The 26,612-nt window shown below is 66.0% G+C and carries 15 protein-coding genes and 1 pseudogene; 9 read left to right on the top strand and 7 right to left on the bottom strand.

All coding sequences use genetic code 11. The annotated features are described in order from the left end of the window. Positions 1–57: 57 nt before the first annotated feature. The 4 genes from K8O92_25350 to K8O92_25365 all read right to left on the bottom strand — a co-directional run bounded on the left by K8O92_25350 (position 58) and on the right by K8O92_25365 (position 3,454). Positions 58–462, bottom strand: coding sequence for a hypothetical protein (locus tag K8O92_25350; GenBank protein UAK31145.1), 405 nt, complete (start codon positions 460–462; stop codon positions 58–60). 66 nt (positions 463–528) lie between these two features. Beyond that, on the bottom strand, positions 529–1,545 hold the full coding sequence (locus K8O92_25355) for a hypothetical protein (GenBank protein UAK31146.1): 1,017 nt from the start codon (positions 1,543–1,545) through the stop codon (positions 529–531). Then, positions 1,542–2,876, bottom strand: coding sequence for a peroxidase (locus K8O92_25360; GenBank protein ID UAK31147.1), 1,335 nt, complete (start codon positions 2,874–2,876; stop codon positions 1,542–1,544). Before K8O92_25360 ends, K8O92_25355 begins: the two co-directional genes overlap by 4 nt. A 17-nt stretch (positions 2,877–2,893) precedes the next feature. After that, positions 2,894–3,454 carry a hypothetical protein gene (locus K8O92_25365; GenBank protein UAK31148.1) on the bottom strand — a complete coding sequence of 187 codons (561 nt, stop codon included), beginning with the start codon at positions 3,452–3,454 and terminating at the stop codon, positions 2,894–2,896. A 656-nt stretch (positions 3,455–4,110) separates the two neighbouring features. On the opposite strand from K8O92_25365, the gene K8O92_25370 reads away from it, so the two are divergent. Further along, on the top strand, positions 4,111–4,521 hold the full coding sequence (locus K8O92_25370; protein ID UAK31149.1) for an SHOCT domain-containing protein: 411 nt from the start codon (positions 4,111–4,113) through the stop codon (positions 4,519–4,521). 228 nt (positions 4,522–4,749) lie between these two features. Here the strand turns inward: K8O92_25370 and K8O92_25375 are convergent, their stop codons facing one another. Next, complete coding sequence (locus K8O92_25375; GenBank protein ID UAK31150.1) at positions 4,750–5,997, bottom strand: cation:proton antiporter; 1,248 nt, start codon at positions 5,995–5,997, stop codon at positions 4,750–4,752. Positions 5,998–6,634: 637 nt separating this feature from the next. On the opposite strand from K8O92_25375, the gene K8O92_25380 reads away from it, so the two are divergent. Beyond that, entirely contained in the window at positions 6,635–7,456 is an 822-nt protein-coding gene (locus K8O92_25380) for a class II glutamine amidotransferase (GenBank protein ID UAK31151.1), read from the top strand. A 280-nt stretch (positions 7,457–7,736) separates the two neighbouring features. On the opposite strand, the gene K8O92_25385 is transcribed toward K8O92_25380, so the two are convergent. After that, on the bottom strand, positions 7,737–8,102 hold the full coding sequence (locus K8O92_25385) for an HPF/RaiA family ribosome-associated protein (GenBank protein ID UAK31152.1): 366 nt from the start codon (positions 8,100–8,102) through the stop codon (positions 7,737–7,739). 119 nt (positions 8,103–8,221) lie between these two features. On the opposite strand from K8O92_25385, the pseudogene K8O92_25390 reads away from it, so the two are divergent. The 7 genes and pseudogenes from K8O92_25390 (at position 8,222) to K8O92_25420 (ending at position 26,178) form a co-directional block, all read left to right on the top strand. Continuing rightward, a pseudogene (locus tag K8O92_25390) lies at positions 8,222–8,706 on the top strand (SDR family NAD(P)-dependent oxidoreductase). A 204-nt stretch (positions 8,707–8,910) separates the two neighbouring features. Beyond that, entirely contained in the window at positions 8,911–15,408 is a 6,498-nt protein-coding gene (locus tag K8O92_25395; GenBank protein UAK31153.1) for an acyltransferase domain-containing protein, read from the top strand. Next, positions 15,398–20,692: a type I polyketide synthase gene (locus K8O92_25400; GenBank protein ID UAK31154.1), complete on the top strand. Its 5,295-nt coding sequence runs from the start codon at positions 15,398–15,400 to the stop codon at positions 20,690–20,692. The genes K8O92_25395 and K8O92_25400 overlap by 11 nt, the downstream gene beginning before the upstream one ends. Continuing rightward, positions 20,689–23,682: an acyltransferase domain-containing protein gene (locus K8O92_25405; protein ID UAK31155.1), complete on the top strand. Its 2,994-nt coding sequence runs from the start codon at positions 20,689–20,691 to the stop codon at positions 23,680–23,682. Before K8O92_25400 ends, K8O92_25405 begins: the two co-directional genes overlap by 4 nt. Next, positions 23,679–24,344: a glutathione S-transferase N-terminal domain-containing protein gene (locus tag K8O92_25410; protein UAK31156.1), complete on the top strand. Its 666-nt coding sequence runs from the start codon at positions 23,679–23,681 to the stop codon at positions 24,342–24,344. Before K8O92_25405 ends, K8O92_25410 begins: the two co-directional genes overlap by 4 nt. Further along, positions 24,341–25,549 (top strand): cytochrome P450, encoded by a 1,209-nt coding sequence (locus K8O92_25415; protein ID UAK31157.1) that lies wholly within the window; start codon positions 24,341–24,343, stop codon positions 25,547–25,549. Before K8O92_25410 ends, K8O92_25415 begins: the two co-directional genes overlap by 4 nt. Beyond that, positions 25,546–26,178 carry a hypothetical protein gene (locus K8O92_25420; protein ID UAK31158.1) on the top strand — a complete coding sequence of 211 codons (633 nt, stop codon included), beginning with the start codon at positions 25,546–25,548 and terminating at the stop codon, positions 26,176–26,178. The genes K8O92_25415 and K8O92_25420 overlap by 4 nt, the downstream gene beginning before the upstream one ends. Here the strand turns inward: K8O92_25420 and K8O92_25425 are convergent. After that, complete coding sequence (locus K8O92_25425; protein ID UAK31159.1) at positions 26,102–26,506, bottom strand: PIG-L family deacetylase; 405 nt, start codon at positions 26,504–26,506, stop codon at positions 26,102–26,104. The genes K8O92_25420 and K8O92_25425 overlap by 77 nt on opposite strands. Positions 26,507–26,612 lie beyond the last annotated feature (106 nt).

The raw sequence follows: 26,612 nt of genomic DNA on the forward strand, positions 1-26,612 counted from the left end.
GTTTGTCGCGGTTGCCCTCCTTGCCGGGGCCGAGAGAGTTGTGCGGTGCGAATCGGGTCAGACGCGGCGGGGATGCCACGTCGTCACCGCCCAGATCACGACGACGTTCAAGGCGATCACGACGATCGACCACCATGGGTAGTAGGGCAGCCACAGGAAGTTCGCGAGGATGGACAGCGCTGCGAGGAACACAGCGATCACTCTCGCCCACATGGCCCCGGACATCAGTCCGGCCGCCGCGATCACCAGCAGGATCCCGAGAACCAGATGGATCCAACCCCAGGTGGTGGTGTTGAACTGGTAGGTGTATCCGGGCGTGGCCACGAAAACTTCATCCTTGGCGATGGCGGAGATTCCTTCCAAGATCGACAAGATGCCGACTGCCATCAGCAGGATGGCGGCGCCGATGGATGTACCGGCCGCGACCGCCTGCCCAACGGAGCGCTGATCGGTTGCTGACATGGTGAATCACCTTTCATCATTTCGTGCGGCATTCGGTTTGGCCTCGGCTGACTGTTCGATGCGGTGTCACTTCATGAGTGCGACGTTGCGCCAGAAGTTGATGAGGCTGTCGGTTCCTCCGAACAGGGTGGTGAAGTTGGTCGAGTCGACTATGAGGATGTCGCCGGCGCGTCGGTCGGTGGGCGGCAACCAGATAAGGGTGTTGAATTCGGTATTGCCCTCGGCGGTGAAGGGGTGGGGCCGGTCGAGGTCGATGGGCTGGCGGGCGAGCAGCCGCACGGATTCGCTCGCGGGTGCGGTGAGGTGATAGTGCGGTAGGTGGGGGTGGAAGTTGAACGTGGTGACGTTCTCGAGCAGATGCAGGGCGTCGAGGTCGCGGAATGTTGTCAGAGGCGCGATGGATTTCGTGTGTCGGACGACGGCGGGACGGAGCCCGTACATGTTGCGCACCGGAATGTCGAGGGCTCTCATCAGTGAGCGGGTGTAGGCGCTGAAGCGTTGTTGGCGTGGTGTCAGTGTGTCGCCGTGGTGGTCGTATTCGACTTGGCGTTGCTGGAGGTCGTCGGTGCGGCCGACGTCGTGGTGGGGCGCCAGGAGCAGACAGGTGTCCTCGCGTCGTAGCCAGTCGTCGATGGCTGCGATCTCCTCGGGGGAGGCTGCTGCCTGACCGACTACGTGGTCGAGACCGAAGACCATGAGGGTGTCGGTGTCGGCGAGGATTCGTTCGTCGATGGGTAGTTCGAATCCGGCTTGATCGATACGCTGGAAGACTGGGACGGGGTGGCCGGTGGCCTCGGCGGCGAGCTGCTGGAAAGTGAGAGTGGAGCGGTGGAACAGCTCCAGTGTTCCCGCGATGCCTTGCAAGAAGTGGGCGGTGTCGTATTCGGGTGCCTCGTAGGCCGGCCAGGTGGCCTGGCGTACTTCGGTCATGGTGGAGAAGCGGTTGTCCAGCGCGGCAGGGTCGCGCTGGGCTTCCCAGGGGTAGCTCCAGGTCCAGTAGATGCTCAATCGGCGTCTACCGGGAGTGTAGGTGCGTGGCAGCTGGGATTGGTTGTAAGTGCGCGCCGGGGTGATGGTGCTCATGGTGCTACCTCGTTGTCGGTGAGGGTGCAGAGGTAACGCAGGGCGCGAAGTCCGGGCAGGAAGAAGTACGCGCCACCCATGAGGGTCGTGAACGCCGGCAATCCTTTGATTGTCTTGCGAATCGGGCGTTTGGGGATCTTGTATTCGAGGGTTCCGTCTTGATTGCCGATGATCGGGTCGCGCTCGTTGCCGAGTTCGTGGAAGGTTTTGTCGTTGATCCACACGTTCTGGGCGAACTCGAATTGGCGTACCAGGCTTGCACACAGCACGAAGGCCGCGATTCCGCGCTCGGCGCCATCCTCGGGTACGCCTTCCGGGAGGTGCGGTCCGTAGGTGGCGCCGCGGCGGATCAGGCGTCTGCGTCGCATGTTGACCGCGGTGTCGCGGGGATTCAGTCTGCGGATGTGCGAACCCAGTGGCGCCGCGTAGCCGTAGGGGTCCATTTCTTTGTAGTTGAAGTCGTTGTTGCGCTGCATGTCAGCCCCGAGTTCGGGGTCGTCCTTCTCGGGGGCGAGCACCAAGGGGGCGCCGCTTCGCCAGCGGCCCATCAATTTCGCGGCCAGCAACTCTTGCTCCTCAGGGGTGTCGGTGCGCTCGGCCAGGAAATCGCGAAATCGCCCGACGTGTTCCTGCAGGCGCCGGTAGGCCATGTAGCTTCCGTTGCGCGACAACCCCTCCGGTTGCGGCAGTCCGGCCGGAGGGCCGTCCTCGTCGGGATATCCCAGGATGAACTCTCCAGCTTTGATCGGGGCGCCCGTGCCCGGCGTCGGCTGTTCACCGGAGTCTTCGATCACCGGCTGCGACAACCGGTCGCGGTAGCCGAAATGGTCGTGCGCGTATTCCAACGGCGGAACGGCCGCAACATCCAGCGACGAGAGCACGGTTACTCCAGCGCAGCGGTCGACCAGTTGGTCGTGAGCTCGGCTGCCGCGAACACGTTCGGCGTCGTCGCGGGCGAACAGTATGGCGATAGCGTGCAGATTGTCACCGGCCAATCCACCGACCCAGTGGTCGGGGTGATCGAGCCCGATGTCACCGAGGATGTCTGCCCGTGCTGCCATGCCTTGCCGGAACTCGTCGGGGAACGTCGCCAGCGACCGATGGGGCACGCCGAGTGCACGCAGCCCGGTCCAGGTGAACGCGAGTGTCACCCAGCTGCGGTCGGTGCTCACGCGGCGCTGTGCGGCGGCCGCCGAGGCGACACGGTCGACCATGCCGGACAGCCACGCACGCCCACCGTCAGCACTGTCGAACGACAGGAAGTCGTAGCGTCCGGTCAGCGCGGGGACGCGGGTCAGCAGAAGGTGCTGGATGTCGTCGATTTCGAGCATCAACGTACCTCGTGGTGCTACTGCATCTGGTCGAGCATGTCGGAGAACGCCGCCTTCACGCGCAGTGCCTTCTTGATCTCTTCCGCGGTCACATATGGGTACTCGCCGTACTCCAGGAAGCTTGGAAATTGATGCTCACGGAAGAACTCGACGACCGCGTCGGTATCGGTTTTCCAGTCCTCGGGGAACCCCTCGAGGTTGACGAAGACGGTCGTGATACCTGTCGACAGGAACAGGGCGATGGCGTCTTCGACGTACTTGTCGAAGTCGGTGTCGAAGATCCCCTGATACTGGAAACACAGCCCGTCACCGAGGTCGAACAGCACCCAGCGCAGGTAGTGCAGCCGCAGCGGCGCCAGCACAGTGGGGTCTTCTTCGACTGCGGCCGCGAGCTGTTCACCGTAGTCCCGGATCGCCGCCTCACGGCCGGGTTTGACCTTCGCGATGATCGAGAAGCCGTAGTTGGCCGGTGTGCGGGGGAATATCGGCCCGTACCGGCCCTGCTCGAGTTCGAAGTATCCTTCCTTCGGAATGGTCATCGCCCTCGGCTTGGACCAATCCCCATTACCTGTGGTCATGTCCACCTCCGTCTCCAGCGGTGTGGCTCCAGTGGCAGGGTCACGAACAAGTGGTCCCATAGCGGCCGATCTGCCACAAACGACCCCATAATCAATGATGTGTTCGGCGAACATAGTGAGCATCATCGTGGGCGTGGGGCCGCCCAGCCAGGCGAGCGAGTCCTGTCACTTCGGCAGTTGGAGAAACCTTCATCGGAATCGCAATCAACGCGGTGTGAAAGGAATCGCGCAGAACACACCGCGGCCAGTGGCGTGATGGGTGGTATCGACAACTGGCGCAGAGATGGTCCGGCCACCACAGACCGCCTCACGGCGGTTCTCACGCGTCGAGTCTAGCAGGCGAGCTATCCCGTGATCATGTTCCGTACCGATGTTTACTCGACACTCGAACAGTCCGTTGCACCTCGGAAGGAGTCGCTACTCAGGTACTATTTGCTCGGTGTTTACTCGTTGAGTGCGGCGTCGAAGACCCACAGTGCTCATTTCGGGCCGGGTCCCCAAGCTGTCACCAAAGTGCGATGTGGAAATGAGCATTCGCAAAGAAAACAAAAGTTCGCTCTTCGACCGAGGGACCGACCAGCGGTCCGATTCAGGTCGCGATCGGCCGCGACTGCTGACAACGACACGGGACAGACCCGCCCGAGGAGGTTCACAGCATGGATTCGTTTTGGGATTACGTGTGGTACACGATCTTGGTGTTCGCCTTCGTGGCGTATCTGATCGTGCTGTTCCAGATTCTCGTGGATCTGTTCCGTGACCACTCCGTCTCAGGCTTCGCCAAAGCCGTGTGGGTGATCGCCCTGGTGGTGTTGCCGTACTTGACGGCGCTGGTGTACCTCATCGTCCGCGGGCGGGGCATGGCGCTGCGCGCCCAACAGACGCAGGCAGAAGCGAAGCAGGCCACCGATCAGTACATCCGGCAGGTCGCGGGCAAGTCCCCCGCCGAGAACATCGCCGACGCCAAGGCCCTTCACGACTCCGGTGTCATCAACGACGTGGAATTCGAGCAACTGAAGGCCCAGGCATTGGGGCATCCGGCTTCGGCGCGCAACGCGTCTACCGGCTAGTGACACGGCGGCGTTCCCCGTTGCCCGGCGTCGGTTGGTAGTCCGACCCCATGACCAGCTACCGCGGCAGGGCGGAGGGAAGCACCCGGTAGCGGTGGCCGGTAGGGTCTCGCGCCGCGGCGATGGTCTCCGCGGCCCACACGAAGCATGAAAGCCGCTTGCCTTGGGGAACCGGCTGGTTCGAGCGGCGGCAACGAGACCGACAGCGCCCGGCGTTGCGCACGTTGGTCAGTATGTAGCGTCTGGTGCCGGATGGTCGTCGACTGGTGGGTGGCGGTGTAACCAGGTGGCGTAACGCTGGGCCAAGGGCGCGGCGGTGAGACCGTGGGTCAAGACCGAGAGCCCGATCGTGACGACGGCGGTGGCGAGGAGCAGATTCTGGTGGGGTAGTTCTTGGTGTTCTTCCAGGATCAGGATTACGAAGACGATGGTGGCCAGCCCACGAGGGCCGAACCAGCCGACGAAGGCGACGGTCGAGACACGGGCGTGTGTGCCGAGCATCGACAATCCGACGGGGAATATCCGGACCGCGGTCAGGCTCAACACGGCGTACCCGAACACGCTCCAGGACAGGTGCCCGAGGGCGGGGCCGAGCAGCACGGCACCGAACACGATGAAGGTCACGGCATTGAACAAGTCACCGGCGTCGTCGAGTAGGTCGGCCGGTACATCGCCGTTCACGTTACGGCGGCAGATCCTCCCGAAGGCCAGGCCGCCGACGAAGGCGGCGATGAAACCCGACCCGCCGACCGGTACGGCGACGGTGTAGGCAAGCGCGGCGGCGGCGAGGGGAACGATCTGCGTCCATGCCCGGTCGATCGTGTGGTGCCGCCCGGCAGAGATCAGAATTACCGCGGCGATTGTCCCGGCACCGACACCGGCCGCGATGCCGTACCCGACTTGTTCGCCGACCAACCGAGCGGCAGCGCCGTGGCCGATGGCGTCGGCTTCGGTCTGGGCGAGTGCCAGCACGATCAAGAACAAGGGCACGCAGATTCCGTCGTTGAGGCCACTTTCGACGTTCAACCCTTGCCGCACTCGCCAGGGTAGGACCGGCAGCGTGACCACGGCCTGCCCGAGGGCAGCGTCGGTGGGGGCAAGGACTACCGCAAGCAGGAGCGCTTCGGACCAGGTGAGTTCACTCAGCACGATAAGCGCCGCACCGAACCCTGCCACGATCGTCAATGGCAGACCGATGCCGAGCAACCGGGCCGGCAAGGAGATCGCGGCCCGGAGCGCGGTCAGGTCCACTTGCGAGGCGTCGGAGAACAACACCAACGCGAGCGTGATCTCGGCCAGGAGTTTGACGGTCTCGGCGGTAGCTTCCACCTCGATCAGCCCCATCGCCGTGCTTCCGAGTACGAGACCACCAGCGGTGAAGATGATCGGCGCGGTGATCGGCGTACCCGTGATACGCCCGGAGATCGCCGCGAAAGCGAGCAGCATCGCAGTGATCGCGGGTAGTGCCCACATCACCGTGACATCGCCTCACCCCTGTTCGGTGAACCTCGCCGGATGTCCAGACGTTGTCGAGGTAGTACAGCAGTGGCTGGCCGCAGAACCGCGAAGACGTCTTCACCGCGAGAACTCCGGATTCCGTCGCCATCGCATATCTTTCCGGTTCGACGAGGCGCCATGGATCTTGGTCGATCCGTAGGTACAGAGGTCGGACGACTCCCACCCGAGCCAGGCGGTATGGAACCTCGATCGACAACAGACTGCTCCGGCGCCGGCTGCGCGCGCATCACCCGCAACAGGTGATGGCGGGAGATGGACGAAGCGCAATGGCCTGCCCGCGGCTCGACGGTCGCGCCCCTGCTTCTCACCGGAGTTATCGCCGTGTCCCCGGTATTTCGGCGTCGAGGGAGGACGATGATTTCGTTGCGGGCCCGAGTGCATCTACCGGCTCGACCTCGCCCCGTGGCGTCGGCCCGGCGAGCCGGAGCTCCAGGGCATTCTCCCCGAAGCAGAATTCAACGCGCATGTCACTTCACCCAGAACTAGTGATTCCCGATAATATTCGTACTCGTGACCCGGCGGCTGCGGTTTCTGGGCGAGCGAGGTCTAGCGCGGATAGTGTCGATTCTGTTTGAATTGTTGTGTGTGCCGGTGGATGGCGTATTCGGGTGAGCCGATCCTTGCCGAGGATCTGTTGTTCCGCCCTGAACATTCCCTGATCGATCAGAGTCTGCACTCACGTCTGGGAGAGACCACCACCAACGGTGACGGCTTCGGTGTCGGCTGGTACGGCTTGGGCACCGAACCGGCGGTCTACAAGGGCATCGAACCGGCCTGGAACGACAGCAATCTGCGGGAAGTCGCCGGTCAGATCCGAACATCGATGTTGCTCTCCCACGTGCGATCCTCGACGGGGACCGCCGTGCAACGCAGCAATTGTCATCCGTTTCGGCACGGGAAATGGTTGTGGGTGCACAACGGCGTCCTACGCGGTTTCCGCGAGATCAGGCGCGACCTGTTGATGGCCGTCGACCCGGTACTCTTTTCCGACATCGAGGGTTCCACGGATACGGAAGCTCTGTTCTACCTTGCTCTGACGTTCGGTCTCGTCGATGATCCCTTCGATGGTGTCGCCCGCGCGGTCGGCTTCGTCGAAGATGTCGGGCACGCGAACAAGGTCGAGCATCCGGTTCAGATGACCGTCGCGACCACCAACGGCGAATTCTTGTGGGTCTTCCGATATTCCAGCGAGCGGCAAACGCGGTCATTATTCTTCTCCACCGAGCTCTCCCAGCTGCGCGCCCTGCACCCGGAAATCGAGGTTCTGCGCGAACTGGGCGGCGAAACCCGTTTCGTGGTGTCCGAGCCCCTGCGCGACCTCGAGGGCGCGTGGAACGAAGTGCCGGAATCGTCGGCGGCGGTGGTGGGACCCGGCACCGCCGAGATTCGGGCCTTTGCGCCGATCTCACCGGTCTGAGTTCGGAGATCAGCACAACGCCGATATCGAGTAAGGTTACCGACTCGGGCCTGGATGGATGCCGCTCATCGAGGACAGATCACGGACCTCCTCGATGTCAGTGGCAGCAGATGCGCAACCGCCCGACCGCGGCTATCGGCCGGGCGGGGCAGCGCGTCTCAGGAATCGGTGAAGATCCCGCTGGTGGTGACGTCCTACAGTCACGTGCCGCCCGAATTCCTGAACCGAGTCAACGGATCGACGGGCCGCCCCGAGTACCGAACAGCCGGGTGCTGCCGACTCAGTTCGTGTGTGGGTGGTTCTTGTGCGGGTGCCTGATGGAGTCGCCACCTTTTGTCTCGTGCAACCGGCCGAACCGGCTGGCGAGCAGATGCGCCATGCTCTCGGCCGCGCCCCGGCAGGCGTCATCGATCGTCGCGGCGTTGTGGGTCACCGCGACCGGCTGCTGACCGGTTGGACGAGCCTGCAGCACGCATCGCTTGTCGTCCGGTCCGCCTTTGCCCGCGTTCTGGTCACTGAGGTGGGCTTCCACGCTGGTGATCTGGTCGCTGAAGCGCTCGAGCGTCGACGCGATCTCCTCCTCGACGTGCCGGATCAGCTTTTCGCCGCTGTCGATGTTGCTGTCGGTGTTGACCTGAATCTGCATGTGCGCATCCATTCCGGTAGGTGGCGACTGTTACTCGGACGGAAGCGGATGATGTTCGTCATCGACTCCACCGCCGTTGCCTGCTCCGCGTATACCCCCGGTACCCGCCGTAATCCCCGATGATCATCGGACCGAGCGGGCTGGGGCGCCGAAATGGTGATGACCAGCCTCGGCTGGTGGAGGTCATGGTCGACAACGCGGGAGTCATGCCGCTGTCGCCGTTGAGCGCGTTGACAGTCGACGAATGGAACCGCGTGCTGGATGTCAACGTAGGCGGAGTGCTCCACGGCATCGCCGCCGCGCTTCCGGTCATGCAAGGCAGGGCGGCGGGCACTTCGTAAACCTCGCTTCGGTCGGCGCCTACGAGGTCGTCCCCAGCGCGGCGGTCTACCATCACGGCCGATCCGGTGGCCAGCGGCTCGGTTGCCGGAGAGGGCGGGTGTTGCCGCCGGTCAGCTATCCCGCAGTTCGCTCCCGAGCCGGGTCCAAGCGGGTGCCGGAACCGGGGTTGGGCGTTGATGTCGGACCAACCGCGGTGAAATCGCCCGGCGCTCGCTATCGCCGACCAGATCGTGGAACTCGGGATCCTCCGAACCGCTGGTAGACATCTGAAGCCGACCTACGAATCCCGCACTTTACATAGGCAATTCAGCGGGGATACCATCTGGTCTGATTCGGGCGAGCCGCCGGTCGGGCATCGGATATGCCACGAACTAGATTGTTGCTGGAGGTAGCTTCACCCGTGTTGTCCTGGTCTATGGAAGCTGTCCGGGACTGGCTCATAGCTAGAACCGCCGCCCTCAGTGGGTTGGATCCCCTTGCGATCGATGGACGTGAGCCGTTTACCAGCTACGGGCTCGACTCGCTGATGTTGACGGTGCTCGCCGACGAATTGAGTGAGGCAGGGGGACACCCCGTTTCGCCAGTCCTGTTTTGGGCGCATCCGTCGCCGATCACTCTGGCGCGCAGGCTGACCGGAGCCGCCTCGACGTCACCGGTGCAGCGCGAAACGCCGGATCAACAGCTTTCGATCGCCATCGTCGGTCTTTCTTGCCGGTTCCCCGGCGCTCCCGACCCGATGGCATTCTGGCGATTACTCAGCTCGGGCGCCGACGCGCTCACCGAACCGCCGGATGGTCGATGGCGCGACGGTCCGCCGCGCGGCGGGTTCCTCGACCGGATCGACGAGTTCGACCCGGAGTTCTTCGGTATATCTCCCCGTGAGGCTCCGCACGTCGACCCGCAGCAACGGCTCATGCTCGAACTGATGCAGGAAGCTCTCGATGACGCGGGCATTCCGCCCAGCGGTCTCGAAGGCAGCCGGACCGGAGTTTTCGTTGGTGCGATGTGGAGTGAGTACGGAGCGGGAATTCGCGCGGACCCCGACCTGGTCACCCAGCACACCTTGGCCGGAGGCGATCCGAGCATTATTCCCGCCCGATTGTCCTACACGCTCGGTGCGCGCGGCCCGAGTCTTCAGGTGAACACCGCATGCTCGTCGTCACTGGTAGCGGTCCACCTCGCGGCGCAGAGCCTGCGTGAAGGCGAGTGCGATCTCGCCTTGGTCGGTGGTGTGAGCCTGATGCTCGCGCAGGACACGGTGCACGCACTGTCCCGGCTCGGCGCGCTGGCACCAGACGGGCGGTCCAAGGCGTTCGACGCGCGTGCGGATGGATACGGCCGCGGCGAAGGTGGCGGGATGGTCGTACTCAAGCCGCTCGATCGGGCGCTCGCCGACGGTAGTCCGATTCACGGTGTGCTCAAGGGCAGCGCGGTCAACCACGACGGATTCAGTAACGGCCTGACCGCGCCGAGCCCGCTGGCCCAGGAATCCCTGCTGCGCAGCGCTTATCGCCGAGCGGGGGTTGCGCCTGCCGAGGTCGGGTACGTCGAAGCGCACGGAACGGGAACGGCGCTCGGTGACCCGATCGAGGCGAGCGCGCTGGGCGCGGTGCTCGGCGCGGGCCGGTCTCGCGACCAGCTGCTGCCGGTCGGTTCGGTCAAAAGCGCGATCGGCCATCTCGAGCCTGCGGCCGGGATCGCCGGGCTGATCAAGGTGCTGCTGGCGATGCGGCATCGCACCGTGCCGCCATGCGGCCAGTTCGAGGAAGCCAACCCGAATATCCCTCTCGGTGAATGGGGTTTGCGGGTGCCTACGCGGGCGGAACGGTGGCACGGTGACGCAGAGGGCCGCCTCGTCGCCGGGGTGAGTGCGTTCGGCTTCGGCGGCACGAACTGCCATGTGGTCCTCGAGAGCGGCGATTACGCTCCGGTCTGCCTGTTGCCCCTTGCCGCGGGCACCGAAGACGGCCTCCGTGCCGCGGCGCGGGAGCTGGCGTCCGCTCGGGACCTGACGCCGATCGCCCGACTGTGCGCCGCCGCGTCGGTCGAGGCGGACGGCTCGCACCGGCTCGCACTGTCCGTTCGCGACCGCGACGATATCGCCACGGGCGCCGAGAAATTCCTCAGCGGCCGTGCCGGGGCTGGAATCAGCACCGGGATTGTCGACCGCGACCGGCCGAAGATCATGTTTCTGTTCGGCGGCCAGGGTGGGCAGTGGACCGGGATGGGTGCGCCGTTGTTGCGTGAGCCCGCGTTCCGCTCGGCCATCATGCGGTGCGAGACCGCGCTGCGCCCACACGTCGACTGGTCCCTCACCCGGCTGCTGACCTCAGCCGACGAGAGCTGGATCGAGCGTACTGAGCTGGCCCAGCCGGCGATCTTCGCGATGCAGATCGCCCTGACCCACCTGTGGCGATCACAGGGAGTCGAGCCGGATGCCGTCGCTGGGATGAGCATGGGTGAAGTCGCCGCCGCGCACGTCGCCGGAGCGATCACTCTCGATGATGCCGCGCTGATCATGTGCAGGCGCAGCGCGATCGCCGCCAGACTGTCCGGCCACGGCGGAATGGCCGTGCTCGACCTGTCCGCTGAGGACACGAACGACCTGCTGTCCCGGCACGGCGGTGACGTATGGGTCGCAGGCAGCGCGAGCCCGGGATCCACGGTCGTCTCCGGTGATCGATCGGCGATCGAGGCGATACGGGACGAACTCGCCGCGCGCTCGGTCGCGTCGGCATGGATCAGGGTCGACTACGCCTCGCACAGTCCCTACGTCGACTCGGTGCTGCCCGACTTACGGGCCGCGCTCGCTGACCTGCGGCCCGGCGAGACCCGGATACCGTTCTACTCCGCGGCCACCGGGGCGCAGATGAAGGGCGCGCTGCTCGATGCCGAGCACTGGGTGCGCACCGAACGCGAACCATGGCGATTCGACACCGTAATGGGACACCTGCTCGCCGGGGGCCGCCAGATCTTCGTCGACGTGGACCCGCATCCGATCCTCACGTCGGTGGTCGAGCAGCACGGCGGCACGGCGCTGCCGACATTGCGCCGTGCGGACCGCGACCGCTCGACCTTGATCGACTCGATGGGCGCGCTGTACACCCTGGGCGCCGCCCAGCCGCCGCCGGACCGGGGCCGGACGGAGTTGCTGGTGCTCTCCGCCCGCTCTCGCGATTCCCTGCTGGCATCGGCGGCCACGATGGCACGCGAACTCAGCGATGCCGACGACATCGCCCTGCGCGATTTGTGTTACACGGCCGCGGTGCGGCGGGACCACCACGAATACCGGCTCGCGGTGACGGGTTCATCTTCGAAGGAGCTGGCCGATTCATTGCGTGCCGCGGCTGTGGGGACCATGCCCGGCAACACATGGATGGGCAGCGTGGCTCGTGGCGAGCGGCGAGCGATCGTGTTCGTGTGCTCCGGCCAGGGTTCGCAGTGGGCCGGTATGGGCCGGAATCTGTTGCGTGCCGAGCCGGTGTTTCGCGCGGCTGTCGAAGAATGCGAGAAGTGGTTACGGCCGCTGACCACCTGGTCGCTTACGGCCGAGCTGACCGCGCCGGTGGAACGTAGCCGCCTCGATGAGACCGCGGTCGCGCAGCCGGCTCTGTTCGCTGTCCAGGTGGGGATCGCGCGACTGTGGCAGGAATGGGGGCTTGTGCCGGACGCGTTGATCGGCCACAGCTTCGGCGAAGTCACCGCCGCGTACCTGGCCGGGTCGCTGTCCCTCGCCGAAGCGGTCGAGGTGGTGTATCACCGGGGCCGGTTGATGCAGGCCGCGGCCGGAGAAGGTGGGATGGCTTCGGTGGAGCTGCCCGCCGAGCGGGTGCGCGACCTGCTGAGCGCGTACCAGGGTGAGCTCACGATCGGCGCGATCAACGATCCCGATTCGACCGTCGTGTCCGGTGACGCCGCCGCGCTGGCCGACTTGCTCGGACGGCTGCGCGGCGAGGGGATCGCATGCCGTGAACTCCGGGTCGGTTACGCGTTCCATAGTGCGCGGATGAACCCGGCCGGGCGTGAATTGTCTCGAGCGCTCGGCACGCTTACTCCAGGGCCGAACCGGTTGCCCATCTACAGCACAGTCTCCGGAAAACTCGTCGACGATCAGCGATTCGACGCGGACTACTGGGCACGAAACGTGCGGGACACCGTGCGATTCGCGGACGCCATGAACGGGGCGATCTCCGACGGATACCGGGTTTTCCTGGAGATCGGCCCGCATCCGGTACTGCTGGAGAACGCCCAGCGATGCCTCGCTGCCCGCCGGATCGATGGTCATGCCGTTGGTTCGCTGCGAAAGGGCGAGGACGAACGATCCGCGCTGCGCCGCGCGGCCGGCGCCCTGTACGCCGGTGGCTGCTCGCCAGATTTCGATCGGCTACTCGAGACCGGCAGGGTCGTTTCGCTGCCCGCTTACCAGTGGCAACGGAAGCGATACTGGCTCGCGGCCGACCGGCGTACCGCGCTCGCCGGCGACGACGGGGGCCATCCGCTGCTCGGCACAGGCCTGATCTCGGCCGTAGAGCAGGGAACCTGCTACTGGCAACGCGCGCTGGACCCGGTAAGGCTGCCGTATCTCGCGGACCTCACGGTGTGCGGGGACACCGTGATCTCCGCGGCCACGTTCGCCGAAATGGCGTTGGCATCGGGCGCCGAGGCGTACGGAACCGAGGACATCGCCGTTACCGATTTGGTGTTCGAGCGCATGCTGGAAGTGACCGCGGCCGCGGTGCCCACGACTCAGACGGTGATCAGCACGCGGGAGGGACTCTTCCAGGTATTCGGCCCCCACGGTCCGGATCGGGTGCGGCACGCACTGGCCACCGTCGCGCCGGACACCGAAAAGCCGGATGTGCGCGAGGCGCCCGCCCTGATTCGGCACCGCTGCACCACGCACCGAGACCGGACCGAGCACTACCGCGCGCTGGCCGGGGCGGGGCTGGGAATCGGAGAGCACCTTCGTGGGGTATCGGAGCTGTGGTTCGGCCACGAGGAAGTGCTTGCCCGGCTCGTGCCGCCGGAGCGGCCACATGCTCGAGAGACCGGTTACCGCATCCCTCCCTCGATGCTCGACGCCGGTCTGCAGGCGCTGATCGCCCTGTGCAACGGTTCGTCCGGAAGCAATGTGGTGACCGGGATCGGTCGGTTGCGAGTGCATCGGACCCCGGCGGGGTCGGTATGGGCGCACGGCCGATCAGCGGGGTCGGGCGGCGACCTCTACCTGCTCGACGACGACGGCCGGGTACTGGTGCAGGCCGAGGGCGTGCGCCTACGGCCGCTCAGAGAACCCGATCCGGTCGAAGATTGCCTGTACACGGTGGAATGGCGCGAAAGAGCAGATCCACAACCGGTGGGAGATCGGGCCGGGTCGTGGATCGTGTTGGCGGGCGAGGATCGCCTCGGCGCTGAACTCGCGGAAGAGCTGCGGGCTCGAGGCAAGCAGTGTGATCTGGTGACCGCGCAGGGAGCGGACCCGACCGGAACAGAGTCTCTGCGTGCGGTTCTGACCGGAACGGCGCCGACCGGGGTAGTGCACGTCGGAAGTCTCGGCAGCGCGAGCCTGCGGGGGGTGGCCGACGTGCTGGCCGGAATGGGCTGGCGCGATCAGCCACGGCTGTGGGTGGTGACTCGGGCCGCCCAGGCAGTCGGCGAGCACATCTCGGCGGTGGATGTCGACCAGGCAGCGTTGTGGGGACTCGGCAGGGCGATCGGGCTCGATCATCCCGGGCTATCGGTCACGCGGGTGGATCTTGCCGCGCCGACCACACTCGATGAGGCAGCCACGCTGGTGACGGCTATGCTCAGCGATGATCGGGAGACCGATGTCGCCCTGCGTCCCGGTGGCCGGTTCGTGGCCAGGCTGGTCCGCGCTCCGGACGTCCGTGAGCGAGTGGCGACGTTACGGGCGGACGGTGCATACCTGATCGTCGGCGCGGATGCCGCACTCGCGGAGTCGTTTGCCAGGTGGATGACCGACCGTGGTGCGCGCAACATCGTGATCCTGAACCGAGACGGCACCATCGGGCCGATCAGCTTTCCGGGGGCGCAGGTGTCGACCATCGACACGTGCGCGACCGACGACCTGGAGATGACCGGGCTGATCACCGAGATCGAGAGTGCGTCGGGCCCATTGCGCGGGCTCATCCACGCCGAGGGCGAGGACAGCGCGTGGCGGTGGCACCAACACACGCTCGATCGCAAGCTGGATCTCTTCGTACTCTGCTCATCGGTCGCCTCGTTGTTCGGGTCCCCGGGCGACTCGATGGCAAGCGCACGAGTGAACGCGATCGCACACCATCGCCATGCCCGCGGCCTGCGCGCACTGAGCCTGCACCTCGCGCAGGCCGGCATGCCGACACACGGCATCGCCGACGCGTCCTCGGCGGATCTTGCGCGAGCACTGGACCACGGGGTATGTGCGGATCTCGGTCAACTCGCGGTGATGAAGCTGAACCTCCGGCACTGGTTCGAATCGTTTCCCAGCGTGGCGGGGACACCGCTGTTCGACGAGCTCGAATTCCGTGCCTCGGGGATCGCCACCGCGTTCGCCGACAGGCTGGCCGCGACCAACGCGCCGGAACGGGCGGGGTTGATCGAAGAGCACCTGATCGAGCAGGTCTCCCTGACGCTGCAACGAGATCCCCCGAGCCTGAGTCGCCAGTCGACGTTCCAGGACATGGGCATGGACTCGTTGATGGCGGTGGAGCTACGCAACCGGTTGGAATCGACGCTCGGCGTACGGTTGTCCGTCGCACTGGTGTTCACCTACTCGACCATCGCCACGCTCGCCGAGTTCATCGCGGACGAACTCGCGGTGACCGAGACTCCGGCCGCAGAACCGGAACCGGACGATCGGCCTTCCATGGCAGCGGACATTGATCTGCTCTCCGACGAGGAAGCCGAGGCCATGCTGCTGGAGAGCATCCGGCTCGTCGAACAGGAACAGCATGATGACTGAGCAGACATCGCCGGTGAAGAAGGCCCTGGCGGCTATGCGGACCCTGCAAGCCCGGCTGGACCGGGAACTGATGGCGAAGACCGAGCCGATCGCCGTTGTCGGCATGGGCTGCCGTGTGCCGGGCGGCGGCCGCGACCCCGACGAATTCTGGCGACTGCTCGACGACCGCGTCGATGCGATCACCGAAGTGCCTCCGGACCGGTGGGTTGGTGAGGTCGGCAGTCCGGCGCGCTGGGGTGGCTTTCTGTCTGATGTGGACACATTCGACGCGGCCTTCTTCGGCATCGCGCCCCGGGAGGCCGAGGCGATGGACCCCCAGCAGCGCCTACTGCTGGAAGTGGCCTGGGAGGCACTGGAACAGGCCGGGCACGCTCGGCCCGACCGGCTGGCCGGCTCGAGAACCGGTGTCTTCACAGGTGTCGTCGTCACCGACTACGACCGGCTGAGCCGCGGAAACCGGGACATCTACACGGTCACCGGCAACGGGCACTCGTTCCCCGCCGGACGGCTGTCCTACGTGCTCGGTCTCCAAGGGCCCAGCATGGTCGTGGACACGGCGTGCTCCTCGTCCCTGGTCGCCGTGCATCTCGCGGTCCAGAGCCTCCGTTCCGGAGAGAGCGCGATGGCGCTGGCCGGTGGGGTCAACCTGATGCTGGCCAGAGATATGACCGACATGCTGGCCAGCTCGCGCGCGCTGTCCGAGGACGGGCGATGCAAAACCTTCGATGCGCTGGCCAACGGCTATGTCCGGGGCGAGGGCTGCGGGATGCTGGTCCTGCGACGGCTTTCCGACGCGGTGGCCGACGGCGATCCGGTGCTCGCGGTGATCCGTGGTTCAGCGGTGAACTCCGACGGCCGTTCCTCCGGGCTGACCGCGCCGAACGTCTCGGCGCAGAAGGCTTTGCTCCGTCAGGCTTTGCATAGCGCTCGCGCCGGCGCGGCGGACATCAGTTATGTCGAGACGCACGGCACCGGAACGCCGCTCGGTGATCCGATCGAAGTGGACGCGCTTGCCGACGTGCTCGGCGGGTTGCGGGACGACGGTTCGCGTTGCGTGCTCGGCGCGGTGAAGACCAATATCGGGCATCTCGAGGCGGCTGCCGGGGTGATAGGGCTGATCAAGGTCGTGCTCGCGCTGCAGCGGGAGCGCATCCCGGCGAACCTGCACTTGCGCACCGTCAATCCCAGGATCGACCTCACCGGAACCGCCCTGGTTCTGCCGAGTGATCCGGTCGCGTGGCCGAAACGCGACGGTGCGACGCGGATGGCGGGTGTCAGCTCGTTCGGTATCAGCGGCACCAATGCGCACGTCATCGTCGCCGATCCGCCGGAGCAGGCCGAGCCTCCCGCGACCGAACCAGGACCGGCACTGGTGCCGATCTCCGCGCGCGATGCGGGCGCGCTGACCGATTTGGTCGCTGCGTTCCGCGCCAGGCTCGATGAGCGGCAGGCCGACATCCGGGATATCGCCTACACCGCGGCTGTCCGCAGGCATCATCATCAGTACCGGGCCGCCCTGGTGCTGCCCGGTGACGGGCCGCCGCGGCTGGTGCCCGGCGCCGAGCCGGACGAACGGCCGCGAGTGGTGTTCGTGTTCTCTGGTCAAGGCTCGCAGTGGCTCGGCATGGGGCGAGCACTGCTCGCCGGTGAGCCCGCGTTCCGAGCGGCTGTCGAGACATGCGACCACGCGATCCGGAACGAGACCGGATGGTCCGTTATCGATGAATTGACCGCAGGTCCATCCACGTCGCGGCTCGCCCGGGTGGACGTCGTGCAGCCGGTTCTGTTCGCGATGGAGGTCGCGTTGGCGGCACTGTGGCGATCGAAGGGCATCGAGCCGGACGCCGTCATCGGGCACAGCATGGGTGAGGTGGCCGCCGCGCATGTGGCGGGCGCGCTCACGCTGACCGACGCGGCGCGCATCATCTGCCGCCGCAGCGGATTGCTGCGCGGACTGGCCGGGCGCGGCGCGATGGCGCTGGTGGAACTGCCGCTCGAGCGAGCGAGCGCGGCGCTGTCCGGATTCGCCGATCAGGTGTCGATCGCGGCGAGCAACAGCGCGCGCTCGACCGTGCTCTCCGGCGACCCGGACACGCTGGAGGAGGTTCTGGCCGAGCTGACCGGCGCGGGGGTGTTCTGTCGACGGATCAAGGTCGAGGTCGCCGCGCACAGCCCACAAGTCGATGTCATCACCGATGAGCTGAGTCGCCAACTCGGTGCGCTGACGCCGGAGGCCACCACGGTGCCGATGTGGTCCACCGTGCTCGGAAAGGTCTGTGACGGGGCCGAGCTGGATACCGCCTACTGGATACGCAACCTTCGTGAACCAGTGTTGTTCGCGCAGGCGGTCCGTGACTGCATGACGCTGGGGCGCACGGTATTCGTCGAGCTGACCCCACACCCGATCCTGCTGCCCTCGATCGAAGAGGACGGAGGCCTGGTCGTTCCGTCCGGGCGGCGAGAACACGATGAGCGCGCGGTTTTCCTCGAATCGCTTGCCGCACTGTACGTCCGAGGCTGCCAGGTGGACTGGCCCGCCCTCCACCCGAGCGGCGGACGCTGCGTGCCCCTGCCCGCTTATCCGTGGCGACGCCAGCGGTACTGGTTGGATCGAACTCCGGCTGCGCGCGCCGACCACGGGCATCCATTGCTCGGTGAGCCGGTCAGCCCGGCAACCTCACCGGGTACCCGGATCTGGGAGCGCGAGCTGAACCTGCCGTACCTGGCCGACCACATGGTGGACGGCGCGGTGGTGTTCCCGGCGTCGGGCTATGTGGAGATGGCGCTCAGCGCGTGCGGACGATCGATGGTGTTGGAGGACCTCGCCTTCGACCGGATGGCGATTCTCGCAAAAGACGGCTCCGGACACGTCCAGTTCATCGAGGACTCCGACCATTTCCAGGTGTATTGCCGAGCGACAAGGGACGAACCGTGGGTTCTCTGCGCGCACGGAACCGTTCGTCATGGTGGCGGGGGGCCGCCGATGGCCGAGCCGCCGTCGTCCGTGCGGGAACGGTGCGGCACCGAGGTAGCCGTAGCCGAGCACTACGCGCGGTATGCCGGGCGAGCTATCGACTACGGCCCGGCTTTCCGTGGTGTGCAACGAATCTGGACCGGTGACGGGGAGGGCGTGGCCTTGGTCGAGTCGACCGGATCGTCCTCGGGGTATGTCTGCCACCCTGCACTGCTGGACGCTTGCTTCCAGGTGCTCGGCAGCGTGCTACTCGACCAGCGGGCGAGCGGCGGGGTCATTCCGATTCGGATCGACCGGCTGCGAGTCCACCGGCCACCTGGCGACCGTGTGTGGGTACACGCACGCGCCCGGTCCACCGAGGACAGCGGGGATCTGCTGGTGCTCGACGAAGACGGCACGGTGCTGATCGAGGTCGAGGGTTTGACAGTGGCAAGGCCTGCCGGACCGGGACCGTACCGGGACTGGCTCTACCAGGTGGCATGGCGCGCCGCCGAGCGGCTCGTTGCCCCGGATCGTGGCGAGGGGTCTCCCGGGACGTGGCTGGTGCTCACCGACTCCACCGGTGTCGGTGCAGGTTTGGCCACGCTGCTCGAACAGCGAGGCCAAACCTGCGTGCTGATCGACAAGCGGGATATCGACGTCGCCGACGACGACGCGTGGAGCACGTTGCTCGACAACGTCACCGCCGGTGGCGAAAGAGCCTGCGTCGGGGTAGTGCATCTGTGGAGCCTGGACACCACAGCTATCGAGCACGTCACCGCCGACACGCTGACCGCCGATCAGCACATCACCGGACTCACTACCGTGCGCCTCGTCCGCGCGCTCGCTCGCCTCCGTCTGCGGGACCATCCCCGGCTGTGGTTGGTCACCAGAGGCGCACAGCAGGTGGGCTCCGAGCCGGTCGAGGTGTCCCAAGCTCCGTTGTGGGGATTGGCAAGGACATTGAGCGTCGAGCATCCCGAACTGGAGTGCGTGCGGGTCGACCTCCGATCGGGTTGGGCGCCAACCCGTTGCGCCGACGAACTCCTTCCCGAACTGGTCGGGCCGGACGGTGAGGACGAGATCGCTTTACGGGAGGAAGGGCGGAATCTGGCGAGGTTGGTACGGGCCTCGGTCGAGCCAGGGGATGTCGAATTGTCCTTCGCCCGGGGCACGTACCTGATCAGCGGCGGGCTCGGCGGGCTCGGCATCGGTTTGGCGCGCTGGCTGGCCGCGCACGGTGCGCGGCACCTCGTGCTGGCCGGACGGCATGATCCGGTTCCTGACGTGCAGGCCAGAATCGACGAGCTCAGGAGGGAAGGCGTCGAGGTCGTGGTCGCCCGGGCGGACGTGGGCCGGCGCCAGGACGTGGCCGCGATGCTCGCGGACATCGATGACCGGCTGCCGCCACTGCGCGGAGTGCTGCACGCGGCCATGGTGCTCGACGATCGGACCATTCTGGAACTGGATGCCGAACGGTACGACCGCGTGCTGGCACCCAAGATGCGGGGCGCTTGGAATCTGCATGAGCTCACCGAGGACCGGGAGCTGGAATTCTTCGTGATGTACTCGTCGGCCTCTGCCCTGCTCGGCTCGCCGGGACAGGCCAACTACGCGGCCGCCAACGCATTTCTCGGCGCGCTCGCCCGGCATCGGGACCATGGTGGCCGAAAAGCCCTGTGCGTGGACTGGGGGTTGTACTCGCAGGAAGGAATCATGGCAGAACGCAACACCGAAGGGCAGCGACTCGCGCATCGAGGAGTTGGCACCCTGACCCCCGAACAAGGTACGGACATCCTCGGTCTGCTGTTGGGTGGCAGCACCAGCCAGATCGCTGCGGCCAATCTCGATCTGCGACAGTGGCTGGCGTTCTACCCGGTTCTGGCCGGTGCGTCGCTGCTCACCGAACTCGGTGACGATGACCGGGAGAGTGCGAGCAGACCATCGGATCCGTGGTTGGCGGACCGGCTGCGCGCGGCGACACCTGCCGAACGCCCGCGATTGATCGATGACGTCGTCACTGAGCAACTCGGCCGGATCCTGCACCTCGACGCCGCTTCGATCGACCGGAAGGCGCCGCTGACGACCATGGGAGTCGACTCGCTGATGGCGCTCGAACTCAGGAACCGGCTGGAGGCGGCGCTCGGCGTCCGGCTGTCCGCGACGCTGCTGTACAGCGCACCGACGGTGCGGGCATTGAGCGAACAGCTACTCGACGTACTCGGCATGGCCGAGCCCGAGGAGGTCATCGAAGAGGTCGATGACCTTCGCGACCTGCTGGCGCAGATCGACGATTCGATCGACCGGCTCGAACGCAGGCAGCTGCCGTGACCGTCATCGATGAGGAAGGCTACCGCTCGCGTCTGGTGAAAGCGGCTGCCGCGCTGCGGAGCCTGGAGGCCGAGGTTGCCCGGCTGACGCGGCAGCAATCCGAACCTGTCGCCGTGATCGGCATGGGCTGCCGTTTCCCCGGCGGCGCCGACGACCCGGAATCATTTTGGACGTTGCTTTCCGACGGTGTCGACGCGGCGTCCGAGCGGCCGGCTGGCGGCACCGGCGATGCCGCGCGAACCGGTGCCTTCCTTTCCGCTGTCGACGGTTTCGACGCGGCGTTCTTCGGGATCTCGCCGAAGGAGGCGGCGGCGCTGGATCCGCAACATCGACTGCTGCTCGAAGTCGCGTGGGAAGCGCTGGAAGATGCCGGCGTGGTGACCGAGCGGCTGGCCGGTAGCAGAACCGGTGTGTTCGTCGGCATGAGCAGCAACGACTACCTTCTGCTCAGCGCCAGGTCCGGCGCGATGGGCGCGTACGCGGGCACCGGAACGGCCCACTGTTTCGGCGCGGGCCGGTTGTCGTACCTGCTCGGACTGCGTGGGCCGAGTCTCGCGGTGGACACCGCGTGCTCATCGTCGCTGGTTGCGGTACACCTGGCGATCCGCAGTCTGCGGACAGGAGAGAGCTCGCTAGCGCTGGCTGGGGGAGTGAACCTCGTTCTCGACGAGTCGGTGACCCAGATAGTCGCCGATCTGCAGGCGCTGTCGCCGGACGGCCGGTGTCGCGCATTCGACGCGCGTGCGAATGGGTTCGTCAGGGGCGAGGGGTGCGGAATCGTGGTGCTGAAGAGATTGTCCGACGCGCTGGCCGACGGTGATCGGGTGCTTGCCGTGCTGCGGGGTTCCTCGATGAACTCGGACGGTCGCTCGGCCGGACTGACCGCGCCGAACCCGCTGGCCCAAAAGGACATGCTGCGTCAGGCGTTCGCCGATGCGCGTGTGCGGCCCGACGAGATCGGATACGTGGAGACCCACGGCACCGGAACCGCGCTCGGGGACCCGATCGAGATCGAGGCCTTGACCGAAGTTTTCGGCGAACCGGAGCCGGACAGCGGCGGTTGTGTACTCGGCGCCGTCAAGACCAACATCGGGCATCTCGAAGCTGCCGCCGGGATCGCCGGATTGATCAAGGCGGTACTGGCATTGCGGAATGCGGAGATTCCCCGGAACCTGCACTTCAGCAGCCTGAATCCGAGGATTTCCCTGACCGGAACACCATTCGTGATCCCGAAGACGGCCGTGGCGTGGCCTCGGGGCGATCGGCCACGGATCGCAGGCGTCAGTTCGTTCGGCATGAGCGGCACCAACGCTCATGCCGTCGTCACCGAAGCGCCTACGCCCGAGCAAGTGCCACCGCGCGCCGGGCCCGTTGTGGTGCTCCCGCTGTCGGCACGAAGCCCGGCGGCGCTGACCGAGCTGGCTTCGGCACACGCGAGTGTCCTCGAGCGGGGCAACGACCCGCACGATATCGCCTACACAGCGGGGGCACGGCGCGATCATCACGAGTGGCGGACCGCGGTGGTCGGCGAGTCCGGAGCCGAATTGGCCGAGAAGCTGCGCGCCTTCGCACGGGACGGCGCCACCGTGGCACGAGCCGACGCACCGCCTGCGCTCACCTATGTCTTCTCCGGACAGGGCTCGCAGTGGATCGGCATGGGACGGCAATTGCATTCCAGCGAGCCGGTTTTCGCCGCTGTGCTCGGTCAATGCGATGAACTCATCGCGAAGAACACATCGTTCTCGCTGCTCGCGGAGCTGGCCGCGCCACCGGATCGGTCGAGGTTGCAGCGCACCGAGATCGCCCAGCCCGCGCTGTTCGCCTTCCAGATCGCGCTGACCGCCCTGCTGTCCTCATGGGGCGTCCGACCGGACGCGGTCATCGGGCACAGTGTCGGTGAAATCGCCGCAGCGCATGTCGCGGGGGCGTTGAGCCTCGCGGAAGCTATCAGGATCGTGGTGTCGAGAGGCCGGATCATGGCACGGGCAGCCGGTTCGGGGACGATGGTCGCGGTCGAGCTCACCCACGATGAGGTCGCGGCCTCGTTGTCTACCATCGGTACGTCGGTCGCTGTGGCGGCGATCAACGACGACAAATCCGTTGTGCTGTCCGGCACGGTGGAAGAGCTGCACACCGTGCTCGGCCCACTTCAGCGACAAGGCGTTCGCTGCCGCCGGCTGCCTGTCGACTATGCGTTCCACTCGCCGTCGATGGCTCCGCTGGCCATGGAACTCGCGCAGGAACTCGGCACGGTGGAGGCAGGCCGGACCGCATGCCCTCTGTACAGCACGGCACGCGGAGACCGGATCGCCGGAAACGAATTGACCACGGATTACTGGGCGGACAACGTCCGGCATCCGGTCCGGTTCGCCGACGCCGTGCATACTGCCGCCAGAGATGGGCAGCGGCTCTTCCTCGAGATAGCACCGCACTCTGTGCTCTCCGGCCATGTCGCGAACTGTCTCGGCGCGCGGGCGGCGATACCGACGCTGCGCAGGGAACGCCCGGAAACGCGCAGCCTGCTGAACTCTGTCGCCGATCTCTATACCGCGGGGTATCCGGTGGACTTCGGCGCCCTTTACCCGGATCGCCGCCCGGTGGTGTCGTTGCCACACTATCCGTGGCAGCGCAGGCGTCACTGGCTCGACACCCCGGAACCCCCACGCGAACAGGTCCCCGTCGAGCCGGTGCATTGGCTCGAGGAGTTGATCGGGCTGCCGGACGGCGAGCAGGAGGCAGCGATCGAGTCAGCGGTACGCGCGGATGCGGCTACCGTGCTCCAGTTGTCTTCGCCATCCGATGTCCCGGTCGACGGCAAATTCACGGAATTGGGCATGGATTCGCTGATGACCGTACAACTGCGGCACGAACTGGCCGCGCGAACAGGCCTCGCGCTGCCATCCACCCTCGCCTTCGAACACCCGACCCCACGGGCGATCACTCGGTACTTGCTGAAGATAGTCGCGGAGCGCGAAGAGGATGGATCATGATGAAGGTTTACGGGACAGCCACCAGCGCGTGTACGCACAAAGTGCTGATGGTGCTGGCGGAGAAGGATCAGCAAGCCGAGCTGGTCGAGGTCAGTGTTCTCAAAGGACACGACAAGTCGCCGGAACACCGGCAACGCCAGCCCTTCGGTGAGATTCCGGTACTCGAAGACGACGGGTTCCTGCTGTATGAATCGCGGGCGATCATCCGCTATCTCGATCAGCGGCTGCCGGGCCCCGCGCTGACGCCGGACAACCTTCAGCTGCACGGGCTGATGGAACAGTGGATCAGCATCGAGCAAAGCTATGTCAGCGGCCCGGTGTGGGAGCTGGTCCGTGGCGGCCCCGTCTACGAGATCATCCGGAGCAGCCCCGCTGCTGCGCTGTTGCCGCCGCCGCCGGACCAGGACGCTATCGCCGCTGCCCGCACTGCACTGGCGACACCTTTCGACGTAGCGGACGCCACGCTGTCCAGGCAGGAGTTCCTCGCCGGCCCCGAGTTCTCACTCGCCGAGGTCACCTGGTTGCCCTACTTGCAATATCTGGTCGCCTCGGGCGGCGCGGACCTGATCGATGCGCGGCCGAACCTGGCGCGGTGGTGGCGGGAGATCAGTGGAAGGCCGACCTGGCTTCGAGTCGGCAAGGTGCTGGAGCGACCCGAATGAACCAGTTCGACCTGTGGGGTGAGCAGATGCGGGTCGATCCGTTGCCGACGCTGGCGCGGATGCGTGCCGAGGCACCGATCGTCCGGCTGTTCAATCCGCATCAGGGGGCGCCCGAGTGGCGCGTGACCCGCTACGCCGACGTGGTCGAACTGCTCCGTGATCCCCGTTTCAGCAAGGACAAGCGGAAACTGTCCGATCAGGCGCGCTCCCGGTACTTCCGGGTCACCGAATTCGATCGGTTGGACAAGCACATGCTCTACGCCGATCCGCCCGAGCACAGCAGGTTGCGCGCACTGGTGGCCAAGGCCTTCACCGCCCGCCGAATCTCGCAGCTGCGCCCGCGCATCGCCGAGGCGACGGAGAGTCTGCTGGACCTGGCCGAGCAGCAGGTCTCGGTGGACCTGCTCGACACTCTGGCATTCCGGTTGCCGATCACCGTGCTGGTCGAGCTGATCGGGGTTCCGATCGAAGACCAGGAGCGGTTCCGGGAGTGGACCAGAATTCTGATCGCTCCGCCGTCGGACGGAAACTTCGACGCCCTGCGCCGGATGGCGATCGAGTTTCAGCAGTACCTCGAGGAATTCCTCGCGCTACGCCGCAGGCACCCCCGCGACGACCTCACCAGTGCGTTGATCGAGGCGCAGACGCATGGTGACCGGCTCTCATCGGTGGAACTGATGAGCATGGTCTTCCTGCTCATCGCGGCGGGTTTCGAGACGACGGGCAACCTCATCGGCAACGGAGTGTGGGCGCTGCTCCGTCATCCAGCGCAGTTGCGGCGGCTGCGCGACACGCCTGAACTCATCGAGTCGGCCATCGAGGAAGTGTTGCGATACTGCCCGCCGGTGGCAAACAGCACCGGGGCCTTTCCGCTGACCGATGTCGAGTTCCGAGGCACGGTCATTCCGGCCGAGGAACTGGTCGTCGCTTCGCTGCTGTCGGCACATCACGATGACGAACGGTTCCTCGAACCGGACCGGTTCGAAATCACCAGGACGCCGAACCAGCATCTGGGGTTCGGCCATGGCCTGCACTTCTGTCTCGGATCGTCGCTGGCAAAACTCGAGGCGCAGGTGGCTATCGGCACCCTGGTGCAGCGCTTTCCCGGACTGGGATTCGCAGCTGATCCGGACACATTGCGATGGAAGATCGGCGTATTCGTCCACGGCCTGGAATGCCTGCCTGTCACCTGGGAAGCGCGATGACGATCACAGTGCGCCAGGCGGCGCTGGATGACCTCGACGAGATCATGGCGGTCGAGCAGGACTGGGAGGAAGCCCAGCGGGCGAGCCGGGACCAGATGACAGCTCGCCTGCGCGCCTTCCCCGAAGGATTCTGGATTTTCGAGCAGGACGATGAGGTCGTCGGAACTTTGATGGGCTTCCCCATGCACTACACGCCGGACAAGATCGCCGAACTCAGCGATTGGGATACGGTGACCGGTCACGGCTACTACCCGACGATAGATCTGGACACCGCGAACGCCATCTACCTCGCCTCCGGCTCATTGAAGCGGACCGCGCGCGGCGGAATGGCATACGCGGTGATGATGGAGACCCCGGTCGAGCTGGCCGAGCGGTTGGCGCTGGACTATGTTCTCACCGGAGCCAAGATCCCCGGCTACGACGCCTACTGCCGCCGGTTCGGTGAGATCGACGCAGGCGACTACGCGTTTCGTCAGCTCGGCGGCTGCCTCGTCGATCCGTTCCTGGAGATGTACCGGGGGCACGGCTATCTGGTGCCCGACCGACAGCACATCATCCCCGACTACTATCCAGATCCGCCGAGCAGGGACTACGGGGCGATCGTCGTACGGAACACGTCCGGTCGGTGATGCGCCAAGCCGCTTGGGCGACAGGGACGCCGCAGAAGCCGCCTGGCACATGACCGTCGAGTCCGGAATCCCCGTACCCGAGGAATTCCACCCGGTCGCATCCCAGGACCGCGGCTGATGCCAACGCCTCCGCCTCGCGACGCGCTGCGAGCTGCGGACCTGGTGGCGAATCCGCGAGTCCCGCGGCGCCATCGGTCGCGAACACGACGACGGTGCGCCGTCCGGCCTCGCTGACCCTGCGCATCGTTCCCGCCGTCAACAGTGACTCGTCATCGGGATGGGCGTGCACGAAGACCCACGGCGTATCCGGCGCACCGAGCCACTCCACAGGGGTTTGAGATGTCGGGGTTCCGGCGGTAACCGTGCGAAAAACAACGACAATGGCTTGACCAGCGGCGATGTCAAGTGGTTCGGGGGATGCCGGGCACCGGGTA

It is taken from the genome of Nocardia asteroides (genome assembly GCA_019930625.1).
Lineage (GTDB): Bacteria > Actinomycetota > Actinomycetes > Mycobacteriales > Mycobacteriaceae > Nocardia > Nocardia sputi.

What these genes read in the sequence shown, in the direction of transcription:
- K8O92_25350 (UAK31145.1), bottom strand. Translation starts at nt 462, where the DNA reads ATGTCAGCAACCGATCAGCGCTCCGTTGGGCAGGCGGTCGCGGCCGGT.
- K8O92_25355 (UAK31146.1), bottom strand. Translation starts at nt 1,545, where the DNA reads ATGAGCACCATCACCCCGGCGCGCACTTACAACCAATCCCAGCTGCCA.
- K8O92_25360 (UAK31147.1), bottom strand. Translation starts at nt 2,876, where the DNA reads ATGCTCGAAATCGACGACATCCAGCACCTTCTGCTGACCCGCGTCCCC.
- K8O92_25365 (UAK31148.1), bottom strand. Translation starts at nt 3,454, where the DNA reads ATGACCACAGGTAATGGGGATTGGTCCAAGCCGAGGGCGATGACCATT.
- K8O92_25370 (UAK31149.1), top strand. Translation starts at nt 4,111, where the DNA reads ATGGATTCGTTTTGGGATTACGTGTGGTACACGATCTTGGTGTTCGCC.
- K8O92_25380 (UAK31151.1), top strand. Translation starts at nt 6,635, where the DNA reads ATGGCGTATTCGGGTGAGCCGATCCTTGCCGAGGATCTGTTGTTCCGC.
- K8O92_25385 (UAK31152.1), bottom strand. Translation starts at nt 8,102, where the DNA reads ATGCAGATTCAGGTCAACACCGACAGCAACATCGACAGCGGCGAAAAG.
- K8O92_25400 (UAK31154.1), top strand. Translation starts at nt 15,398, where the DNA reads ATGATGACTGAGCAGACATCGCCGGTGAAGAAGGCCCTGGCGGCTATG.
- K8O92_25410 (UAK31156.1), top strand. Translation starts at nt 23,679, where the DNA reads ATGATGAAGGTTTACGGGACAGCCACCAGCGCGTGTACGCACAAAGTG.
- K8O92_25415 (UAK31157.1), top strand. Translation starts at nt 24,341, where the DNA reads ATGAACCAGTTCGACCTGTGGGGTGAGCAGATGCGGGTCGATCCGTTG.
- K8O92_25420 (UAK31158.1), top strand. Translation starts at nt 25,546, where the DNA reads ATGACGATCACAGTGCGCCAGGCGGCGCTGGATGACCTCGACGAGATC.